Below are 16,502 nucleotides of genomic sequence, written 5' to 3' on the forward strand. Positions count from 1 at the left end.
CGCCCCCCCCCCGCCCGCCCCCCCCCCCCCCCCCCCCCCCCCCCCCCCCCCCCCCCCCCCCCCCCCCCCCCCCCGGGGGGGGGGGGGGGCCCCCCCCCCCCCCCCCCCCCCCCCCCCCCCACAGGGCTTGGGGTGGATCAGCTGTGCAGCGTTTCTGCCGCGTACAGCGTGTTTTCCAGCAAGCAGGCGCGGGTCATCGGGCCGACACCGCCTGGAACCGGGGTGATCCAGCCGGCGCGGGGCAGGGCGGTCTCATAGACCACGTCGCCCACCAGCTTGCCGTCTTCCTGGCGGTTGATGCCCACGTCGATGACGATGGCCCCTTCCTTGATCCACTCACCCTTTACCAGGCCCGGTTTGCCGGCGGCCACGACCACCAGATCGGCACGGCCGACATGGCCGGCCAGGTCCTTGGTGAAGCGATGGGTCACGGTGACGGTGCAGCCAGCCAGCAGCAACTCCATGGCCATCGGCCGGCCGACGATGTTGGAGGCGCCCACCACCACGGCATCGAGGCCGTAAAGATCCACGCCGGTGCTTTCCAGCAGCGTCATGATGCCCTTGGGGGTGCAGGGCCGCAGCAATGGGATGCGTTGGGCCAGCCGACCGACGTTATAAGGATGGAAACCGTCGACGTCCTTGTCCGGGCGGATGCGCTCCAGCAGCCGGGAGGCGTCGAGGTGTTCAGGCAGTGGCAACTGGAGCAGCACACCGTCGATGTTCGGGTCTTCGTTCAGACGATCGATCAGATCGGCCAACGCTTGCTGGGTGGTTTCGGAAGGCAGGTCGTAGGCCTGGGAAAGGAAGCCGACCTCTTCACAGTCTTTACGCTTGTGCGAGACATAAACCTGAGAGGCAGGATCGCTGCCGACCAGGATCACCGCGAGGCCGGGCGTGCGCAGGCCTTGCTGGCGGCGCTCGGTGACTCGTTGGGCGATCTGCTGGCGCAGGCTGGCGGCGATCGATTTGCCGTCGATAAGTTGTGCAGTCATTGCGCGTGGTTAACCATCGAGAGGGGAAAAAAAGAGAACGCATTCTCGCATGCCGGGGCGTGAGGGCAAAGGCGCTTGGTCTGCAAATTCCCCTAACCCCTTTAATTAAATGAATTTTTTTTAAAAAAGAGTTGACGACCTATCAGGCCGTCTATAACATTCGTCGCACTTGTCGGGCACAGCCTAGCACTGGTTAAGAAGGTGGAGCGGAGTTGGTTGTTTCAACTCGGTAAAACTGAAAGCACTTAGTTTGTAATCGTCCAAGAATACAGATTAAAAAGGCGCCCGTAGCTCAGCTGGATAGAGCATCCGCCTTCTAAGCGGATGGTCGCAGGTTCGAGTCCTGCCGGGTGCGCCATTAGGCAGCTTTGGCACAAGTAACGCAACAAGGCAATATGGTGGGCGTAGCTCAGTTGGTAGAGCACGGGATTGTGACTCCCGTTGTCGTGGGTTCGATCCCCATCGTCCACCCCATATTCTAGAAGGCGCCAGATCTAACCATCTGGCGCCTTTGCTTTAAAAGCTAGTGGCCACACGGGCCGCTGGATACGCGGATGTGGTGGAATTGGTAGACACACTGGATTTAGGTTCCAGCGCCGCAAGGTGTGAGAGTTCGAGTCTCTCCGTCCGCACCATACAAGTCGCTATTTAAATAGCTGAAAACGGCGCAGTACCTGAAAAGGACTGCGCCGTTTTTGTTTTCGGGGTTCTGGACCTGTCGCCGGCGCCGTTTCCGGGCGTGCGTTGGGGCGGGATCAATCACGATTGTGTTTCGTGATGATGCGCGGCATGCCCGTTGGTCTCCTTGCGGGGCAGGGATCCTGTGCATCGATCCTGCGCTTCTATATATAGGAAGCGCTGGTGCAGAGCCTTTGGTTGATCGGCTGTATGTGCAAATCGTGCGGGGCATCACCGTCTGTCCCGCTCTTAAATTCAATGCCTGTTTCCGACCCGTTTTCAGTAGGGTGACTTCTTGAGTTTGACCTACTAGAATGCATGCCCTTGATTCTGGGGTCGGAAACGCCCGGCCAACGTCTGTGCAACGAGGAATATCCATGCAAGTTTCTGTTGAAAATACTTCTGCTCTTGAGCGCCGCATGAGCATCACCGTGCCGGCTGAGCGCATCGAGACTCAGGTCAACAAGCGTCTGCAGCAGACTGCCCAAAAGGCCAAAATCCCAGGTTTCCGCCCAGGCAAAGTGCCGATGAGCGTGATCCGTCAGCGTTACGAAGCTGATGCTCGCCAGGAAGCCGTGGGCGACGTGATCCAGTCGTCGTTCTACGAAGCCGTGGTCGAGCAGAAGCTGAACCCGGCCGGTGCGCCGTCCGTCGAGCCTAAAGTGCTGGAGAAGGGCAAGGACCTGGAATTCGTCGCAACTTTCGAAGTGTTCCCTGAGTTCACCGTAGCCGGTTTCGACAGCATTGCCGTCGAGCGCCTGAGCGCCGATGTGTCGGATGCCGACCTGGACAAGATGCTGGACATCCTGCGCAAGCAGAACACCCGTTTCGAAGTGGCCGATCGCGCTGCCCAGAACGAAGACCAGCTGAACATCGATTTCGTTGGCAAGGTTGACGGCGAAGTGTTCGCTGGCGGTTCCGCCAAGGCCACCCAGCTGGTGTTGGGCTCCGGTCGCATGATCCCGGGCTTCGAAGACGGCCTGGTCGGCGCCAAGGCTGGCGAAGAGCGCGTGCTGAACGTGACCTTCCCTGAGGATTACCAGAACCTGGACCTGGCCGGCAAGGCTGCCGAGTTCACCGTGACCGTCAACAGCGTTTCCGAGCCGAAGCTGCCTGAGCTGAACGAAGAGTTCTTCGCCCAGTTCGGTATCAAGGAAACCGGCCTCGAAGGTTTCCGCGCCGAAGTGCGCAAGAACATGGAGCGTGAGCTGCGCCAGGCCATCAAGTCCAAGGTCAAGAACCAGGTCATGGACGGTCTGCTGGCTTCCAACCCGATCGAAGTGCCAAAGGCCCTGCTGGACAACGAAGTGAACCGTCTGCGCGTGCAGGCCGTCCAGCAGTTCGGTGGCAACATCAAGCCGGACCAGCTGCCGGCCGAGTTGTTCGAGGAGCAAGCCAAGCGCCGCGTCGTGCTGGGCCTGATCGTCGCCGAAGTGGTCAAGCAGTTCGAACTCAAGCCTGACGAAACCCGCGTTCGCGAGCTGATCCAGGAAATGGCCTCGGCCTACCAGGAGCCTGAGCAAGTCGTGTCCTGGTACTACAAGAACGAGCAGCAACTGAACGAAGTCCGTTCGGTTGTGCTGGAAGAACAAGTTGTGGATACTGTTCTGCAGAAAGCTAGCGTGACCGATAAAGCGGTCTCTTACGAAGAAGCGGTCAAGCCGGTGGAAGCTCCACAAGCCGATTGATTGCTTTGCGGTAGGAAATACACACCATAAGCCAGCCTTCGCGCTGGCTTATGCGTATTCAAGACATAACTATTTGGGAGTGACTGCGAGACATGTCCCGCAATTCTTTTTATCAGCAGAGCTCTGACATCCAAGCCGCAGGCGGCCTGGTCCCGATGGTTATCGAGCAGTCCGCCCGTGGCGAACGTGCCTATGACATCTACTCGCGTCTGCTCAAGGAACGCGTCATCTTCCTGATCGGCCCCGTCGAAGACTACATGGCCAACCTGGTCGCGGCGCAGCTGTTGTTCCTTGAAGCGGAAAACCCGGACAAGGATATCCATCTGTATATCAACTCCCCTGGCGGTTCCGTGACGGCGGGCATGTCGATCTACGACACCATGCAGTTCATCAAGCCGGACGTTTCCACCATCTGCATCGGCCAGGCCTGCAGCATGGGCGCGTTCCTGCTCGCCGGTGGCGCAGCGGGCAAGCGTCACTGCCTGCCGAACTCGCGCATGATGATTCACCAGCCATTGGGCGGTTTCCAGGGCCAGGCGTCGGACATCGACATCCATGCCAAGGAAATCCTCCATATTCGTTCGCGCCTCAATTCGCTGCTGGCCCATCACACCGGCCAGAGCCTCGAAACCATTGAGCGTGACACCGAGCGTGACAACTTCATGAGCGCCGAGCGTGCCGCCGAATACGGCCTGATCGACTCGGTGATCAACAAGCGTCAAATGCCTGCCTAAGCCGCTCAAAATGCAGGTGGTTGGGATGACCGGCCGCCTGCGGGCTTGAAAAAGCCCGCAATTGCCTTCATCTTGTGTTGCAAGCCTATCGGATTTGGATCGATCGAATGACTGACACCCGCAACGGCGAGGACAACGGCAAACTGCTCTATTGCTCCTTCTGTGGCAAAAGCCAGCATGAAGTACGCAAATTGATTGCCGGCCCCTCGGTCTTCATTTGCGACGAGTGCGTCGACCTGTGCAATGACATCATCCGCGAGGAGGTGCAGGAAGCCCAGGCCGAGAGCAGCGCGCATAAGTTGCCTTCGCCTAAAGAAATCAGCGGCATCCTTGACCAGTATGTAATTGGTCAGGAGCGTGCGAAAAAGGTACTGGCCGTAGCGGTGTACAACCACTACAAGCGCCTGAACCAGCGTGACAAGAAGAATGACGAGGTCGAACTCGGCAAGAGCAACATCCTGCTGATCGGCCCGACAGGTTCGGGCAAGACCCTGCTTGCCGAAACCCTGGCGCGCTTGCTGAACGTTCCGTTCACCATTGCCGACGCAACCACGCTGACCGAAGCGGGTTACGTTGGCGAAGACGTCGAGAACATCATTCAGAAGTTGCTGCAGAAGTGCGACTACGATGTGGAAAAGGCCCAGATGGGCATTGTCTACATCGACGAAATCGACAAGATTTCCCGCAAGTCCGACAACCCGTCCATCACCCGGGATGTTTCCGGCGAGGGCGTGCAGCAGGCCTTGCTCAAGTTGATCGAAGGCACGGTCGCTTCCGTTCCGCCCCAGGGTGGCCGCAAGCATCCGCAGCAGGAATTCCTGCAGGTCGACACCCGTAACATCCTGTTCATCTGCGGCGGTGCGTTCTCCGGCCTGGAAAAGGTCATCCAGAACCGTTCCACCCGCGGCGGCATTGGTTTCAACGCCGAAGTGCGGAGTAAGGAAGAGGGCAAGAAGGTCGGTGAGTCCCTGCGTGAAGTCGAACCTGACGATCTGGTCAAGTTCGGCCTGATCCCGGAGTTCGTCGGTCGCCTGCCAGTCCTGGCAACGCTGGACGAGCTGGATGAGGCGGCTCTGATGCAGATCCTGACCGAGCCGAAGAACGCCCTGACCAAGCAGTACGCCAAGCTGTTCGAAATGGAAGGTGTAGACCTGGAGTTCCGTTCCGACGCGCTGAAATCGGTCGCCAAGCGTGCCCTGGAGCGCAAGACCGGGGCTCGTGGGTTGCGTTCGATCCTGGAAGGCGTGTTGCTCGACACGATGTACGAGATCCCCTCGCAATCCGAGGTGAGTAAAGTCGTGATCGACGAAAGCGTCATCGAAGGCAAGTCCAAGCCACTGTATATCTACGAAAACAGTGAGCCGGCTGCCAAGGCCGCACCGGACGCCTAGGCGTCCCGCTGCCGAAATAAAGAAGGGGCCTTCGGGCCCCTTTGCTTTTAGCGCGTTTTAGACGTGTCTTAGCGCTTGTTTTTTTTCAAGGCTGCCCCCATCTTGGTTTCAAGCTTACTTCCATCTGTTTCCGGCCCTAGGGCCGCCGTAGAGGCGAAATCATGAAGACAACCATCGAATTGCCTCTCCTGCCATTGCGCGATGTCGTGGTGTATCCGCACATGGTTATCCCGCTGTTCGTGGGGCGCGAGAAGTCTATCGAAGCCCTCGAGGCCGCGATGACGGGTGATAAGCAGATCCTCCTGCTGGCTCAGAGGAACCCTGCCGACGATGATCCCGGCGAAGACGCACTTTATCGCGTAGGTACGGTTGCAACGGTCCTGCAACTGCTCAAGCTGCCTGATGGCACCGTCAAGGTCCTGGTCGAGGGCGAGCAGCGCGGTACGGTCGAGCGTTTCAGCGAAGTGGACGGTCACTGTCGTGCAGAGGTGTCGCTGATCGAAGAGGTCGATGCCCCCGAGCGCGAATCGGAGGTGTTTGTCCGCAGCCTGCTGTCCCAGTTCGAGCAATACGTGCAGTTGGGCAAGAAGGTGCCTGCCGAGGTCCTGTCGTCGCTGAACAGCATCGACGAGCCTGGGCGGCTGGTGGATACGATGGCGGCCCACATGGCCCTCAAGATCGAGCAGAAGCAGGAAATCCTCGAGATCGTCGACCTGTCGGCCCGTGTCGAGCACGTGCTGGCGTTGCTCGACGGTGAAATCGACCTGTTGCAGGTCGAGAAGCGCATTCGTGGCCGCGTCAAGAAGCAAATGGAGCGCAGCCAGCGCGAGTACTACCTGAATGAGCAGATGAAGGCCATTCAGAAAGAGTTGGGCGATGGCGACGAAGGCCACAATGAAATCGAAGAGCTGAAAAAGCGCATCGATGCCGCCGGCCTCCCGAAAGACGCACTGGCCAAGGCCCAGGCTGAGCTGAACAAGCTCAAGCAGATGTCGCCGATGTCCGCCGAAGCCACCGTGGTGCGCTCCTACATCGACTGGTTGGTGCAGGTGCCATGGAAAGCCCAGAGCAAGGTGCGCCTGGACCTGGCGCGTGCCGAGGACATCCTCGACGCCGACCATTACGGCCTCGAAGAGGTCAAGGAACGTATCCTCGAATACCTCGCCGTGCAAAAGCGCGTGAAGAAGATTCGTGGCCCGGTCTTGTGCCTGGTCGGTCCTCCCGGGGTGGGCAAGACCTCCTTGGCCGAGTCGATCGCCCACGCCACCAACCGCAAATTCGTCCGCATGGCCCTCGGCGGCGTGCGCGACGAGGCGGAAATCCGTGGTCATCGCCGCACCTACATCGGTTCGATGCCAGGAAGATTGATTCAAAAGATGACAAAGGTGGGCGTGCGCAACCCGCTGTTCCTTCTGGACGAAATCGACAAGATGGGCAGCGACATGCGCGGCGATCCGGCCTCTGCGTTGCTCGAAGTGCTCGATCCTGAGCAGAACCATAACTTCAACGACCACTACCTGGAGGTCGACTACGACCTGTCGGATGTGATGTTCCTCTGCACCTCCAACTCCATGAACATCCCGCCAGCGTTGCTGGACCGGATGGAGGTGATTCGTCTGCCGGGCTACACCGAGGACGAGAAGATCAACATCGCCGTGAAGTACCTGTCGCCCAAGCAGATCCAGGCCAACGGCCTGAAGAAGGGCGAGCTGGAGTTCGACGAGGAAGCGATCCGCGACATCATTCGCTACTACACCCGGGAAGCCGGCGTGCGTGGCCTGGAGCGCCAGATTGCCAAGGTCTGCCGCAAGGCGGTCAAGGAGCATGCGCTGGAAAAACGCTTCGCGGTCAAGGTCACGTCGGACCTGCTGGAACACTTCCTGGGCGTGCGCAAGTTCAAGTACGGACTGGCCGAGCAGCAGGACCAGATCGGCCAGGTGACCGGCCTGGCCTGGACTCAGGTCGGTGGCGAGTTGCTGACCATCGAGGCGGCCGTGGTACCGGGCAAGGGGCAATTGATCAAGACCGGTTCCCTGGGCGACGTGATGGTCGAGTCGATCACGGCGGCGCTGACGGTGGTGCGCAGCCGTGCCCGCAGCCTGGGCATACCCCTGGACTTCCACGAGAAGCGCGACACCCACATCCACATGCCTGAAGGGGCGACGCCCAAGGACGGCCCGAGTGCCGGCGTGGGCATGTGCACGGCGCTGGTGTCGGCGCTGACCGGAATCCCGGTGCGAGCCGATGTGGCCATGACGGGTGAAATCACCTTGCGCGGCCAGGTGCTGGCGATCGGTGGCTTGAAGGAAAAACTGCTGGCGGCACACCGTGGCGGGATCAAGATCGTGATCATTCCTGAAGAGAATGTCCGCGACCTGAAGGAAATTCCTGACAACATTAAGCAGGATCTTCAGATCAAACCGGTTAAATGGATTGACGAGGTCCTGCAAATTGCGCTGCAATACGCGCCGGAGCCCTTGCCGGATGTGGCTCCGGAGATAGTCGCGAAGGACGAAAAGCGCGAGTCTGACTCTAAGGAAAGAATTAGCACGCATTAATACGCATTTGCCTGGGGGGCTTCCTTGACAGTTTTTTAGAGCCCTTGTTATAAAGCGGCTCTTAAGTGTCTGCAGGCCATTCAGCACTCGTTTTTGCTTTCACCAAAAAAACTTAGAATCATCTCAAATAGATATAAGGGGACTTAGAGTGAACAAGTCGGAACTGATTGATGCTATCGCTGCATCCGCTGATATCCCGAAAGCTGCTGCTGGCCGTGCGCTGGACGCTGTAATCGAATCCGTCACTGGCGCTCTGAAGGCTGGCGACTCCGTTGTTCTGGTGGGTTTCGGTACCTTCTCCGTGACTGATCGTCCAGCTCGTACCGGTCGCAACCCGCAGACCGGCAAGACACTGGAAATCCCCGCTGCCAAGAAGCCAGGCTTCAAGGCCGGTAAAGCGCTGAAAGAAGCCGTTAACTAAGGTTTCGTTGAGTTTATCCGGGTCGGGGTCATGCCTGGCTTGGCAGCGGAGCGGTAAGACGGCCGGTTGTGATCGGTCTGGTACGCCAGGGCTTGCAGATTCGAGCCTGGTCCGCTCCGCCAGTTACGAGAAGGCGCATCCTCGGATGCGCCTTTCTTCTATCCGGATTCTACCCACGCTCCACGGTTGCCTAAATTTGAAGTTCAACCGTTTCTGGGGGACGCATGCTGCAGAATATCAGGGACAATTCACAAGGCTGGATTGCCAAAACCATCATCGGGGTCATCGTCGCGTTGATGGCGTTGACCGGTTTCGATGCCATTTTCAAAGCCTCTACCAACAGCAACGAAGCGGCCAAGGTCAACGGCGAGAACATCAGCCAGAACGAGCTGAGCCAAGCTGTCGACATGCAGCGCCGTCAGCTGATGCAACAGCTGGGCAAGGACTTCGACGCCTCCCTGCTGGACGAAAAGATGCTGCGTGATTCGGCGCTCAAGGGCCTGATCGATCGCAAGCTGCTGTTGCAAGGCGCGCATGACGCTAAATTCGCCTTTTCTGAAGCCGCGCTGGATCAAGTGATCCTGCAGACGCCTGAGTTCCAGGTCGATGGCAAGTTCAGCGCCGAGCGTTTCGACCAGGTGATCCGCCAGCTGGGTTACAGCCGGATGCAATTCCGCCAGATGCTGGCCCAGGAAATGTTGATCGGCCAGTTGCGCGCAGGCCTGGCAGGTAGCGGTTTCGTCACCGACGCCCAGGTGCTGGCCTTTGCCCGCCTGGAAAAGCAGACCCGTGATTTCGCCACCTTGAGCATCAAGGCCGATCCGGCGGCGGTGAAGTTGACCGACGACGAGGTCAAGGCTTACTACGATCAGCATGCCAAGGAATTCATGACGCCTGATCAGGTAGTCATCGATTACCTCGAACTGAAGAAAGCCGCGTTCTTCGACCAGGTCAGCGTCAAGGACGAAGACCTGCAGGCGGCCTACCAGAAAGAAATCGCCAACCTGTCCGAACAGCGTCGTGCCGCTCACATCCTGATCGAAGTGAACGACAAGGTCAGCGAAGCCCAGGCCAAGGCGAAGATCGAAGAGGTCCAGGCTCGCCTGGCCAAGGGCGAGTCGTTCGAAGCCCTGGCCAAGGAGTTCTCCCAGGACCCGGGCTCGGCGAACAACGGCGGCGACCTGGGTTATGCGGGCCCGGGTGTCTACGACCCCGAGTTCGAGAAGGCGCTGTATGCCTTGAACAAGGACCAGGTCTCGGCACCGGTGCGCACCGACTTCGGTTTTCACCTGATCAAGCTGTTGGGGGTCGAAGCGCCTGAGGTGCCGACCTTTGCCAGCCTCAAGGACAAGCTGACCCGCGAGCTGAAGACCCAGCAGGTCGAGCAGCGTTTCGTCGAGGCGACCAAGCAACTGGAGGATGCCTCATTCGAAGCGTCCGACCTGGCCCAGCCGGCCCAGGACCTGAAGTTGACGGTCCACACCTCGGCGCCGTTCGGCCGAGAGGGCGGGGAAGGGATTGCGGCCAACCGTGCCGTCGTCACCGCGGCGTTCAGCCCGGAAGTGCTGGAGGAGGGTGCGAACAGCGCCGCCATCGAGTTGGATCCGGAAACCGTCGTGGTCCTGCGTGCCAAGGAGCATCGCAAGCCTGAGCAACTGCCACTGGAAAGCGTGGCCGGTCCGATTCGTGCCCAACTGGCCAAGGAACACGCCAGCGCGGCGGCTAAGACCAAGGCGGATGAGTTGATCGCCAGCCTGCGCGACGGCAAGGCAGCCCTGGACAAGCCTGTCGACGGTCAAGCCTGGAAAACCACCGAGGCGGCGACCCGCAGCCAGGAAGGCATCGATCCTGCGGTATTGCAGGCGTTGTTCCGCATGCCCAAGCCAGAGTCGAAGGACAAGCCGACGTTCTCCAGCGTGACATTGCCCGACGGCAGCCTGGTGATCGTGCGCCTGAATGGCGTCAACGAAGCCGCTGCGCCGACCGATGCGGAGAAGGCCGAATACCGTCGCTATCTTGCATCGCGTGCCGGTCAGCAGGACTTCGCGGCTTACCGCAAGCAGTTGGAAAGCCAGGCGGACATCAAGCGTTTCTGATGCCCTGACGGTTGCCAACCCAGAGACCCCGGCCGAAATGCCGGGGTCTTTTTGTATCTGCCTGTTGCGTTTGCGAGGGTGTTCGTCGATCCATTGGACTGACGTCTTTTTCCTGCAAACAACCCCCAGTAGACTTGTAACCCCTTTGAAACAAGATTACTCACGCTGCCAGGTCGCGTTCTGTTGCACAATACGCCCCGGATCGTTTTCCTCAGGATGTTCAATGTTCACATCATTTCCTCTGCGCACACTCGGACTTGCACTGGCGCTGGCCGCGGCAGCCGGGTGCTCGTCCAAGAAAACCGCCATCTACGAGCACGAGAGCTTCGATGATTCCGGAACGTTCTCGCGCACCTATCCCGTCAGCGATACGGCGACCTGCGAGGCCGGGCGGCGGGCGTTGCTCAGCCAGGGCTACATCATCACCAGCAGCGATCCGAAACTGGTCAGTGGCCACAAGAGTTTCCAGCAGACCGGTGAAACCCACCTGGAGATCAGCTTCAACCTGGTCTGCGCCGAGGATGGTGGCGCCGGGCACCGGGCAACCATGTTCGCCAACGCCTTGCAGGACCGCTATGCCCTGAAGAAGACCAACAACTCCGCCAGCCTGGGCGTCGGTGTGTTGGGGTCGGTATCGATGCCGATCGGTTCGTCCGATGACGCGATGGTCAAGGTCGCCAGTGAAACGGTGTCGGCGGCCAAGTTCTACGAGCGGTTCTTTGCCTTGGTGGAGGTGTTCCTGCCGGCTGACGCGAAGAAGAACGTCGAGAATGCCGACAAGCCGAAAGCCGAGCTGGGGATGCCGGAACCCAAGGCTGAGCCGGCTGCGCTGGTGCCTACGCCCGCCGCCGAGCCGCTACCGGCACCTGCGCCGACATCGGCCCCGGCCACGCCGACCGGCACGGCGATGCCTGTGGAAACGGCCCCAGCCGCGTCCGAACCGGTGGCGCCGCCGAGCGAACCGGCACCGATTGCACCTGCCGAACCTGCGCCGCCAACGGCGCCGGAATCGACGATGGAAGTCATCACGCCGCCACCGGCCAGCGACTTGCCGCCGCCGAGCGAGGCGATCCAGCCACTCCCTTGATATCGCTGTGCGGTGGGCGGCCAGACACATGCCGTCACACCGCCTTGCGCTAATTTCCCCAGGCTGTGCTACGTTTTAAACATGAAGCCTTTGCTTCATGTTTTATTCATAAAGCAGCTTTACTCTGACACCCAGGCCATCAGGCATCGGTTTCAAACGAAAAGGGAAGGACACGCGATGGACGATTATCAGGAAGAGCTGCTCGAATACCAGGCGTATGAACTGGACCCGCTGGAACCGGCTGAAGATGCAACGGAGCTGTAAGCTCCCCGGTGCGTTAACGGATGAATCGAACGCCGGGCGCTGGGTTCAAGTGGCTCGGTGACTGCGCCGGAACTCACCCGGCGTTTGTGCGTTCCAGCGCTTGAAAGCACGTTGGAAGGCTTCGGCCGAGGCAAACCCCAACAGGTAGGCGATCTCGCCGAACGCCAGTTCGGTGTCGCGAATGTAGGTCATGGCCAGGTCGCGGCGGGTGTCATTGAGGATGGCGCGAAATTGCGTACCTTCCTCGGCCAGCTTGCGACGCAAGGTCCAGGTGGGCAGTTTCAGGCGTGCCGCCACTTCTTCCAGGTCGGGCTCCCGGCCGCCATTGAGCAACGGACCCAGCAACTGGATGATGCGCTCGCGCAGGCTGCGGGTGCGGGTCAGTTGTTCCAGTTCCCGTTCACATAACTGGATCAGGTGCTGCCAGGTGCTGGGGCAATGCTGCGGGTTTCGCTGGGCCAGGCTGTCCAGGCCCAGGCGCAGTTGATTCTGCTCGGCGCCAAACTGGATCGGGCAATCGCCCAGCACCCGATAGGCATCCAGGTACGTCGGCTCCTCGAATTCGATGTCGATGCGTTCCGGCCGCAGCGCGGTGCCACCCACGCTGGACAGTTGGTTAAGCCAACCGGCGATGATCGAGTCCACCACGAAGCGGTTATAGGCGTTGTACGGGCTGATGGAATAGAACCGCAGCCAGGCACCGCGGGCGTCCTCGTGGAAGCTGGACTGGCCGCGGTAGTTGGAGCCGTACAACGGCTCGAAGCGGATCAGGCAGCGGGCGGCCTCGCGCACGGTGGGTGCCTGGGCGGCGGTGACGCCCGCGAGTCCGGCCTGGCTCAAGCGGCTCAACCGACCCATGCGCAAGCCCAGGGCCGGGTCTGCGGTCTGTTGGATGGCGGCGTGGCCCAGGCGCATATAGCGAGGAATCGACAGGCGAGCACCAGGTTCGGCCAATCGCGTGGCATCGAGACCGTACTGCTGGAGCAACGGCTGGGGATCCTGCCCATGGCTGGCAATCGCGTCCGCCAGGCTATGGACGAAGCCCACCGACAAATCGCCCAGGCGCATCGGCTGCGGCTTCATGTCACAGCCAGAGGTTCAGCAGGCGCGCGCCGCGGGCCTGGCCATCAGGAAAATGCTGGCCGTCGTGGCTGATGAAGCTCTGGCCGCTGCTGCCACTGTCCCAGAACTGTCCCCGCAGGAACACGCTGACGCCGCCCCGGGCCTGGCTGATGGGCAACTGGCTGGTCAGGGTCAGGCGATGCCAGGCCTGGCCTTCGCTGGTTTCACCCGGCTTGAGGCTCACTTCGCTGGGGGTGGACAGGCCTTTGTAGCCCTTCCAGGGCTTGTCCCAGGTGTCACGCCCGATGACGAAGGCGGGCACCGCGATCAGTTGTGCGCCCAAGTCGTTGAGCTGCCGGTAGTGGATCGGGTACCAGCTGTCGCTGCCGATCAGCACGCCCAGGCGCCCGGCGGGGGTGTCGATGACGTGGATGGCATCCGGACGGTCGGCCTCCAGCACGTCCCGCTGTTCGAACACCGGATGGCGTTGGCGTTGTGGCTGGCCCATCGGCAGGCCGTCGCGGCCGAACACCACGCTGCTGTTGTACAGCGCACCGGCGCTCACTTGGAGCGAGCCTTCGCTGACGCTCGGTTCGGGCAGGATGATCGAGCCGGCCACCAGGGTGACGCCGAACTCCTTGGCCAGCCCGCCGAACAGCGACTGGTAGTCGTGGGCCATGCGTTGGGCTTTCATGCGCAGGTAGGCATCGTCCAGGCGGTTTTCGCCGCGGGTAGCGAGCAGCGCCCGGACGAACGCCAGCGGATTGCTGACCGCCAGCCAGTTCATGGCTTCCTTCAGGGTCGTAGCCTGGTACAGCTCGTCCTTTTCACCGCTGACCATCAGCCAAGTGCCGATGTGCTCGGGCAACACCACGATGGTTTTGTCATTGAGCAAGCCCTGGTCGCGGGCGGCCTGCAGATAGGCCGCGAGTTTGCGATGCAGGCGCTCGGGGGTCTGGTAATCGGTGGGGAACAATTCGGGCTGGATGCCCAGGAGATTGCCGCGGTCGGCGGGCGTGCCCTGGTCGACGGCCAGGTTGATGCGCAGGTCCGACAGGTAATGACCCGCCGGGCGATCCGCCGTCCACAGTGAATAGGTGATCAGGACGGCGACCAAGGCCAGGGACAACAACAGGTACAGAAATTTGCGCATGGGGGAAACAATCAGCGGCCGTGTGCGGTTCTTACGGGGAAGGGTACGGTAAAACCGGCCATTCGCCAAAGAATGCACGCAATTCCAAGGCGCGTGCGGTCCCGTATGGAGGCTCGGTGCGCTGCACATTTGGGTCATGAAGTTGTCAGTTACGGTCATTGAGCGCCCGCAGCCCGGCTCTTAGGCTGTGGGGCATGACTGAGGGAAGCCGCAGAGCTTCCGACTTTTCCGTGATCGCCCGTTGTGGAGTTACCGATGACCGCCTCCCATTACCCGCACCTGCTGGCTCCGTTGGACCTGGGTTTTACCACCTTGCGCAACCGCACCCTGATGGGATCGATGCACACCGGTCTTGAAGAAAAGCCAGGTGGCTTCGAACGCATGGCGGCGTATTTTGCCGAGCGTGCCCGTGGCGGCGTAGGCCTGATGGTCACCGGCGGGATCGGGCCGAACGACGAGGGCGGGGTCTATTCCGGCGCGGCCAAGCTGACCACCGAGGAAGAAGCCCTCAAGCATCGGATCGTGACCCGCGCCGTCCACGAGGCCGGTGGCAAGATCTGCATGCAGATTCTCCACGCCGGGCGCTATGCCTACAGCCCCAAGCAGGTGGCGCCCAGCGCGATCCAGGCGCCGATCAACCCGTTCAAGCCCAAGGAACTGGACGAGGCGGGCATCGAGAAACAGATCAGCGATTTCGTCACCTGCTCGGTGCTGGCCCAGCAGGCCGAGTACGACGGCGTCGAGATCATGGGTTCGGAAGGCTATTTCATCAACCAGTTCCTGGCGGCCCACACCAACCACCGCACCGACCGCTGGGGCGGCAGCTATGAAAACCGCATGCGCCTGCCGGTGGAAATCGTCCGCCGGGTGCGCGAGGCGGTGGGCCCGAATTTCATCATCATCTTTCGCCTGTCGATGCTCGACCTGGTGGAGGGCGGCAGCAGCTGGGACGAAATCGTCCAGTTGGCCAAGGCCATCGAGCAGGCCGGCGCGACGATCATCAACACCGGGATCGGTTGGCACGAGGCGCGGATTCCCACCATCGCCACCAAGGTGCCGCGAGCGGCATTCAGCAAGGTCACGGCCAAGTTGCGCGGTTCGGTCAGCATCCCGCTGATCACCACCAACCGGATCAACACGCCGGAAGTGGCCGAGCAAATCCTCGCCGAAGGCGATGCGGACATGGTCTCCATGGCGCGGCCGTTCCTGGCGGACCCGGAGTTCGTCAACAAGGCGGCGGCGGGGCGCAGCGATGAAATCAACACTTGCATCGGCTGCAACCAGGCCTGCCTCGACCATACCTTTGGCGGCAAGCTCACCAGTTGCCTGGTGAACCCGCGGGCGTGCCATGAAACCGAGCTCAACTACCTGCCGGTGACCCAAGTGAAAAAAATCGCCGTGGTCGGGGCAGGCCCCGCCGGGCTGGCCGCCGCCACCGTGGCCGCCGAGCGGGGGCACCAGGTGACCCTGTTCGATTCGGCCAGTGAAATCGGCGGCCAGTTCAACGTGGCCAAGCGCGTGCCGGGCAAGGAAGAGTTCTACGAGACCCTGCGCTACTTCAATCGCAAGTTGCAGACCACCAACGTCGAGCTGTGCCTCAATACCCGGGTGGACGTGGCGACCCTGGTGGACGGCGGTTACGACGAGATCATCCTGGCGACCGGTATTGCGCCGCGCGTGCCGGCGATTCCCGGTGTGGAGCACGCCAAGGTGCTGAGCTACCTGGACGTGATCCTGGCGCGCAAGCCGGTGGGCCGCAGCGTCGCCGTGATCGGTGCCGGCGGCATCGGCTTCGACGTGTCGGAGTTCCTGGTGCACCAGGGCGTCGCCACCAGCCAGGATCGCGAGGCGTTCTGGAAGGAGTGGGGGATCGACACCCAGCTCCAGGCCCGCGGTGGTGTGGCCGGGATCCAGGCCGAACCCCACGCGCCGGCGCGCCAGGTGTTCCTGCTGCAACGCAAGGCATCCAAGGTCGGCGACGGCCTGGGCAAGACCACTGGCTGGATTCACCGCACGGGCCTGAAGAACAAACAGGTACAGATGCTCAACAGCGTCGAGTACCTGAAGATCGACGATCAAGGCCTGCACATTCGCATTGGCGAGGCTGGCGAGCCCCAGGTACTGCCGGTCGACAACGTGGTGATCTGCGCCGGCCAGGATCCGCTGCGTGAGTTGCAGGAAGGCCTGGAGGCAGCGGGGCAGACTGTTCACCTCATCGGCGGTGCCGACGTGGCGGCGGAGCTGGATGCCAAGCGCGCGATCAACCAGGGGTCGCGGCTGGCGGCGCAGTTGTAATGCACAAACCTGTGTGGCGACCTTGTTTCTAGCCATGGAATCCAAGGTCACCACTCATCCAACGTGGAGCGGGCTTGCTCGCG

Annotated in this window: 12 protein-coding genes and 3 tRNA genes; 12 read left to right on the top strand and 3 right to left on the bottom strand. The window is 61.1% G+C overall.

Translation table 11 applies throughout. The features are described 5' to 3' along the window. Positions 1-137: 137 nt before the first annotated feature. Positions 138-992, bottom strand: a complete 855-nt coding sequence (gene folD / locus Q6A48_RS21420; RefSeq protein WP_042727840.1) for a bifunctional methylenetetrahydrofolate dehydrogenase/methenyltetrahydrofolate cyclohydrolase FolD — start codon at positions 990-992, stop codon at positions 138-140. A gap of 281 nt (positions 993-1,273) precedes the next feature. Between folD and Q6A48_RS21425 the strand changes: the two genes are divergently transcribed. From Q6A48_RS21425 to Q6A48_RS21475, 11 genes are all read left to right on the top strand, one after another. Continuing rightward, a tRNA-Arg gene (locus Q6A48_RS21425) sits at positions 1,274-1,350 on the top strand. A gap of 40 nt (positions 1,351-1,390) precedes the next feature. Then, positions 1,391-1,466: transfer RNA gene (locus tag Q6A48_RS21430), tRNA-His, on the top strand. Positions 1,467-1,542: 76 nt separating this feature from the next. Then, positions 1,543-1,627 (top strand) — tRNA-Leu (locus Q6A48_RS21435). 420 nt (positions 1,628-2,047) lie between these two features. Further along, positions 2,048-3,358: a trigger factor gene (gene tig, locus Q6A48_RS21440; RefSeq protein ID WP_304556227.1), complete on the top strand. Its 1,311-nt coding sequence runs from the start codon at positions 2,048-2,050 to the stop codon at positions 3,356-3,358. 92 nt (positions 3,359-3,450) lie between these two features. Continuing rightward, positions 3,451-4,092 (top strand): ATP-dependent Clp endopeptidase proteolytic subunit ClpP, encoded by a 642-nt coding sequence (gene clpP / locus Q6A48_RS21445; RefSeq protein WP_003183177.1) that lies wholly within the window; start codon positions 3,451-3,453, stop codon positions 4,090-4,092. Between the two features lie 107 nt (positions 4,093-4,199). Further along, a complete protein-coding gene (gene clpX, locus Q6A48_RS21450) occupies positions 4,200-5,483 on the top strand; it encodes an ATP-dependent Clp protease ATP-binding subunit ClpX (protein WP_024778305.1) in 1,284 nt (427 codons plus the stop codon). Between the two features lie 161 nt (positions 5,484-5,644). Next, complete coding sequence (gene lon / locus Q6A48_RS21455; RefSeq protein ID WP_304556228.1) at positions 5,645-8,041, top strand: endopeptidase La; 2,397 nt, start codon at positions 5,645-5,647, stop codon at positions 8,039-8,041. Between the two features lie 148 nt (positions 8,042-8,189). Continuing rightward, a complete protein-coding gene (locus tag Q6A48_RS21460) occupies positions 8,190-8,462 on the top strand; it encodes an HU family DNA-binding protein (protein WP_003183171.1) in 273 nt (90 codons plus the stop codon). A 224-nt stretch (positions 8,463-8,686) separates the two neighbouring features. Next, complete coding sequence (locus tag Q6A48_RS21465; RefSeq protein WP_304556231.1) at positions 8,687-10,558, top strand: SurA N-terminal domain-containing protein; 1,872 nt, start codon at positions 8,687-8,689, stop codon at positions 10,556-10,558. Between the two features lie 223 nt (positions 10,559-10,781). Further along, positions 10,782-11,645, top strand: coding sequence for a DUF2242 domain-containing protein (locus Q6A48_RS21470; protein WP_304556232.1), 864 nt, complete (start codon positions 10,782-10,784; stop codon positions 11,643-11,645). Between the two features lie 81 nt (positions 11,646-11,726). Next, the gene (locus tag Q6A48_RS21475; protein ID WP_304556261.1) at positions 11,727-11,909 is read left to right on the top strand and encodes a hypothetical protein; all 183 of its coding nucleotides are present in this window, start codon (positions 11,727-11,729) and stop codon (positions 11,907-11,909) included. Between the two features lie 45 nt (positions 11,910-11,954). Here the strand turns inward: Q6A48_RS21475 and Q6A48_RS21480 are convergent, their stop codons facing one another. Beyond that, entirely contained in the window at positions 11,955-12,992 is a 1,038-nt protein-coding gene (locus Q6A48_RS21480) for an AraC family transcriptional regulator (RefSeq protein ID WP_304556233.1), read from the bottom strand. A gap of 1 nt (position 12,993) precedes the next feature. Further along, positions 12,994-14,124, bottom strand: a complete 1,131-nt coding sequence (locus tag Q6A48_RS21485) for a carbon-nitrogen hydrolase family protein (RefSeq protein WP_304556234.1) — start codon at positions 14,122-14,124, stop codon at positions 12,994-12,996. A gap of 255 nt (positions 14,125-14,379) precedes the next feature. Here Q6A48_RS21485 and Q6A48_RS21490 point away from each other — a divergent pair, with 255 nt between their 5' ends. After that, complete coding sequence (locus tag Q6A48_RS21490; protein ID WP_304556235.1) at positions 14,380-16,419, top strand: NADPH-dependent 2,4-dienoyl-CoA reductase; 2,040 nt, start codon at positions 14,380-14,382, stop codon at positions 16,417-16,419. Positions 16,420-16,502 lie beyond the last annotated feature (83 nt).

Origin of the sequence: Pseudomonas citrullilanati (assembly GCF_030580855.1) — a bacterium.
In the GTDB taxonomy this organism is placed as follows: domain Bacteria; phylum Pseudomonadota; class Gammaproteobacteria; order Pseudomonadales; family Pseudomonadaceae; genus Aquipseudomonas; species Aquipseudomonas citrulli.